Raw genomic sequence first — 4,019 nt, forward strand, 5'->3', positions numbered from 1 at the left:
GGCGGCGGCGGATGCGGCGGAGGCTGGCGAAGTGAGCAGTCGAACGTTCGAATCTCCTGCCTGGCCGCCTTCCGTCGGAGATTCGGAGTGCTCGCGTTCGAATGCCCGACGAAAGGCGGCGGCGGAGCAGGCGGAGGAGGCGGCAGAGGCGGCAGAGGCGGCAGAGGCGGAACCGCAGGCGGAGGAGCGCGGCCCGTGACGACGGGGGCGCTCGGGTGTACCGTGCGCGGCACAAGGCAGTTCCCCCGTCGGCACCGCCCCATGGCTTCGGACGGGTTCTCCACCGGTTCCCACCGGCATCCCGCCCGCGAATGACCTGGGCGCGGTTGCATGGCGCACTCGGGAGGACTTATAGTCGCTGCTATGTGGTAACGATGCCACACACCGCGCCGACCACAGGCGGGGGACGGATCGAAAGGGTGGCGATGAGGATCACCGAGCTCGATGACGCTCCAGAGGAGGCCGGTGATGGCCGTCCTCACTGACGCGTCGCGCAACACAACCCGAACGGGTGACCGCAAGCCCGCGAAGAAGCGCGGCACCAAGTACAACCGGCGGGAGGCGATCGCGGGCTACCTCTTCATCAGCCCGTGGATCATCGGCTTCCTGGTGTTCACGCTCGGCGCGATGCTGTACAGCCTGTTCATCTCGTTCAGCAACTACAACCTCGCGACGAACAGCGCGAGCCCCGCCGGGTTCGACAACTACGCCGAGCTGTTCAACGATCCGAAGGTCGCGCTGTCGCTCGGGAACACGCTCTTCTACGCCGTGATGGCGGTGCCGCTCGAGATCATCTTCGCGCTGCTCCTCGCGCTCCTGCTCAACTGGGTGGGCCGCGGCGCCGGAGTGTTCCGCACCATTTACTACCTGCCGAAGATGACCCCGGCGGTCGCGACCGCATCCATCTTCCTGCTGCTGCTGAACGGCAACACCGGAGCCATCAACCGCTTCCTGGCGATCTTCGGCATCGAGGGCCCGCAGTGGCTGATCGACCCCAACTGGGTGAAGCCGTCCATCGTCCTCATGACCCTGTGGGGCGTCAGCGGCACGATGGTGATCTTCCTCGCCGCGCTCAAGAACGTCCCGCGTGACCTCTACGAGGTGGCGTCGCTGGATGGCGCAGGCGCCGTCCGCAAGTTCTTCACCATCACCGTCCCGATGATCTCGCCGGCGATCTTCTTCAACGTCGTCGTGCTGACCATCGCCGCCCTGCAAGTGTTCGACCAGGCCTACCTGCTGTTCTGGCGGGACCAGACCAACGCGTCCCCCGACTCGTCGCTGTTCTACGGGGTGTACCTGTTCCAGCAGGCGTTCCGCCAGTTCAACTTCGGCTTCGCCGCCGCCATGGCCTGGCTCCTGTTCGTGATCATCCTGCTGATCACGCTCATCCAGGTGAAGGTCAGCAACCGCCTCGTCTACTACGAAGGAGACAAGTGATGTCCTCCGCGACCCAGTCCGCACCGGCCGCGGCCGCGCTCGCCTCCGAGCTCGAGAAAGCTCAGGCCGGTACCGGCACGCCGCGCGATCGGCGGGACAGGAAGCCCACCGGTAGCCGCTGGTACAAGCCGAAGACCGTCATCGGCAAGATCGTCCTCTGGATCCTGGCCATCGGGTTCGGCCTGCTGTTCCTCTACCCGTTCGCGTGGTTGCTCGCGGCGAGCCTGAAGCCGCGGCAGGAGGTCTTCGACAACTCCCTGTGGCCGAAGACCTTCACCCCGCAGAACTACGTGGAGGTGTGGAACCAGCTCCCGCTGCTCAGCTGGATCGGCAACAGCGTCATCATCGCCATCCTCGCCGCGGGGCTGGTCGCCATCTCGAGCTCGATCGTGGCGTTCGGGTTCGCGTACTTCAAGTTCCCCGGCCGCACCCTGCTGTTCGGCCTGGTGCTGGCGACCATGATGCTGCCGGGTGCGGTCACGATGGTCCCGCAGTACCTGATCTGGAAGAACCTGGGCCTGATCGGCACCTGGCTCCCCCTGTTCGGTATGAACCTGTTCGGGTCGGCGTTCTACATCTTCCTGCAGCGGCAGTTCTTCATGGGTCTCCCGCGTGAGCTGTTCGAGGCGGCCCGCCTCGACGGCGCCAGCTATTGGAAGCTGTTCACCCGGATCGCCATGCCGCTCAGCATCCCGTCCTTCATCATCATCTTCCTGTTCGAGTTCCAGGCCAGCTGGAACAACCTGCAGGCGGCGCTGATCTACCTGAACGCGGGAGGCGTCGAGGGCTTCACTGTCCCGCTCGGCATCTCGTACGCGATGACGACGTTCAGCCCGACGAACGGCGGACACGGCGACTACCAGTACGTCATGGTCGCCGCGCTGATCGTGACGCTGCCGATGCTGCTGCTGTTCGCCTTCGGTCAGCGGTACTTCATCGAGGGCGTCGCAACCCAGGGCCGCAAGGGCTGACCCGGGACCGGATGCCGGCCGCGGTGGACATCGTCCGCCGCGGCCGGTAGCGTCTAACCCCCCTAGCGACGATTTCGCATCGAGCCGGCGGGTGGGAGGACCACCTGTTCCGGACTCGAAAGGCCACGTCGTGACATCCCCTTCCCTCTTCGCCTCGCGCGATTTCCGCCTGCTCCTCGTGGGGCAGACCACCAGCCAGCTGGGCGCCCAGGTCTCCGGCGTCGCCCTTCCCCTGCTCGCCGTCGTGAGCCTCCACGCCTCGGCGTTCGAGGTGGGGCTGCTGGGTGCGGCATCCACTCTCGCGTTCGCCCTGATCGGCCTGCCCGCCGGGGCCTGGGTCGACCGGGTGCGGAGGCGGCCGCTGCTCGTCGCCAGCGACCTGGTGCGCGCGCTTCTGCTGCTCAGCATCCCGCTCGCCGCGGTGTTCGGGATGCTGATCATGGCGCAGCTGCTCGTCGTGTCGCTGCTGGCCGGCGTCGCGCGGGTGTTCTTCGACGTCGGCTACCGCAGCTACCTGCCGTCGGTGATCGGCCGCGGCCGGGTGCTGGCCGGGAACTCGTCGCTCGAGTTCGTCCGGGCGTCCGGCCAGGTGGCCGGTCCTGCGCTCGGCGGCGCGCTGGTGTCCCTGATCGGTGCGGCGTCCGTGGTGCTGGTGCAGGCGGGGACGTTCGCCGTCTCTGCGCTGTGCCTGCTCGGTATCCGGGCCCGCGAGGACGCCCCTGCGGCTCCGTCCGCACGGCGGCGGATGCGGGCGGAGATCGCCGAGGGGCTCGGCGTCGTGTTCCGCTCGCGCGTGCTGCGGGCGACCGCGGTGGCGAGCGCCCTGAGCAACTTCTCGTTCGCGATGGCGTCCGCGGTGAACATGGTGTTCCTGTCCCGCACGCTCGGCCTGTCACCCGCCCTCATCGGCGTGGTGATCGCCGCGGGCTCGGTGACCGTGATGGTGGGCGCAGCGTTCACGACCCGCCTGTCCCGCGCGGTCGGGGAGGTGCGGATCGTGTGGCTGTCGCTCGCCGTGACAGCCCCACTGTCGGTGCTGGGGGCGTTCGCCCAGCCGGGGTGGTGGACGCTGCTGATCGTCGCCGGGATCGCCGCGGGCGAGCTCGGTCAGATCGTGTACGCGATCACGCAGGTGAGCGTGCGGCAGCAGCTCTGCCCGGACCGCGTCCTCGGCCGCGTGAACGCCACGATGCAGGTGGTCGTCATGGGGCTGTTCCCCGTCGGCGCGATCGTCGGCGGGGTGCTCGGGGACACGATCGGCGCACGCTGGACACTCCTGACCGCCGGCGCCCTGCTGCTGGCATGCCCCGTGGTGCTGTGGCGCGCGCTGCGCGGCGCGCGCGACGTCTCCGACCTCCCGGCCTCCGCGCCTGCCCCCGCGCGTGTCTTCCCGCCCGCGTAACCCCAAGGTCCGTGAGGTGCTCGTAGATGCGGTCGCGCGCGGTGTGTCCCGCGCAACTAAGAGCACCTCGCCGGCCCGGCCGCGCGGTCTTTCCGCTGAGGTGCTCGCAGGTGCGCTTGCGCGCGGCGTGTCGCGCGCAACTACGAGCACCTCAGCGGGAGACGGGAGGGCCTGAGGCGAGGGGTGGAGGCGCGGGCGGCGGGTGGGCG

The 4,019-nt window shown here is 68.5% G+C and carries 4 protein-coding genes; all 4 read left to right on the top strand.

What is annotated here, in order from left to right; all coding sequences use genetic code 11:
• A partial coding sequence (locus HNO83_RS20175; protein WP_217499286.1) for a hypothetical protein occupies positions 1 to 199 on the top strand: 199 nt, incomplete at its 5' end.
• Positions 200 to 468: 269 nt separating this feature from the next.
• Entirely contained in the window at positions 469 to 1,437 is a 969-nt protein-coding gene (locus tag HNO83_RS20045) for a carbohydrate ABC transporter permease (RefSeq protein WP_175339302.1), read from the top strand.
• Positions 1,437 to 2,408 carry a carbohydrate ABC transporter permease gene (locus HNO83_RS20050; RefSeq protein WP_175339303.1) on the top strand — a complete coding sequence of 324 codons (972 nt, stop codon included), beginning with the start codon at positions 1,437 to 1,439 and terminating at the stop codon, positions 2,406 to 2,408. The genes HNO83_RS20045 and HNO83_RS20050 overlap by 1 nt, the downstream gene beginning before the upstream one ends.
• 130 nt (positions 2,409 to 2,538) lie before the next feature.
• Positions 2,539 to 3,810 carry an MFS transporter gene (locus HNO83_RS20055; protein WP_175339304.1) on the top strand — a complete coding sequence of 424 codons (1,272 nt, stop codon included), beginning with the start codon at positions 2,539 to 2,541 and terminating at the stop codon, positions 3,808 to 3,810.
• Positions 3,811 to 4,019: the final 209 nt, after the last annotated feature.

Source organism: Leifsonia sp. C5G2, assembly GCF_013359685.1.
Taxonomy (GTDB): domain Bacteria; phylum Actinomycetota; class Actinomycetes; order Actinomycetales; family Microbacteriaceae; genus Leifsonia.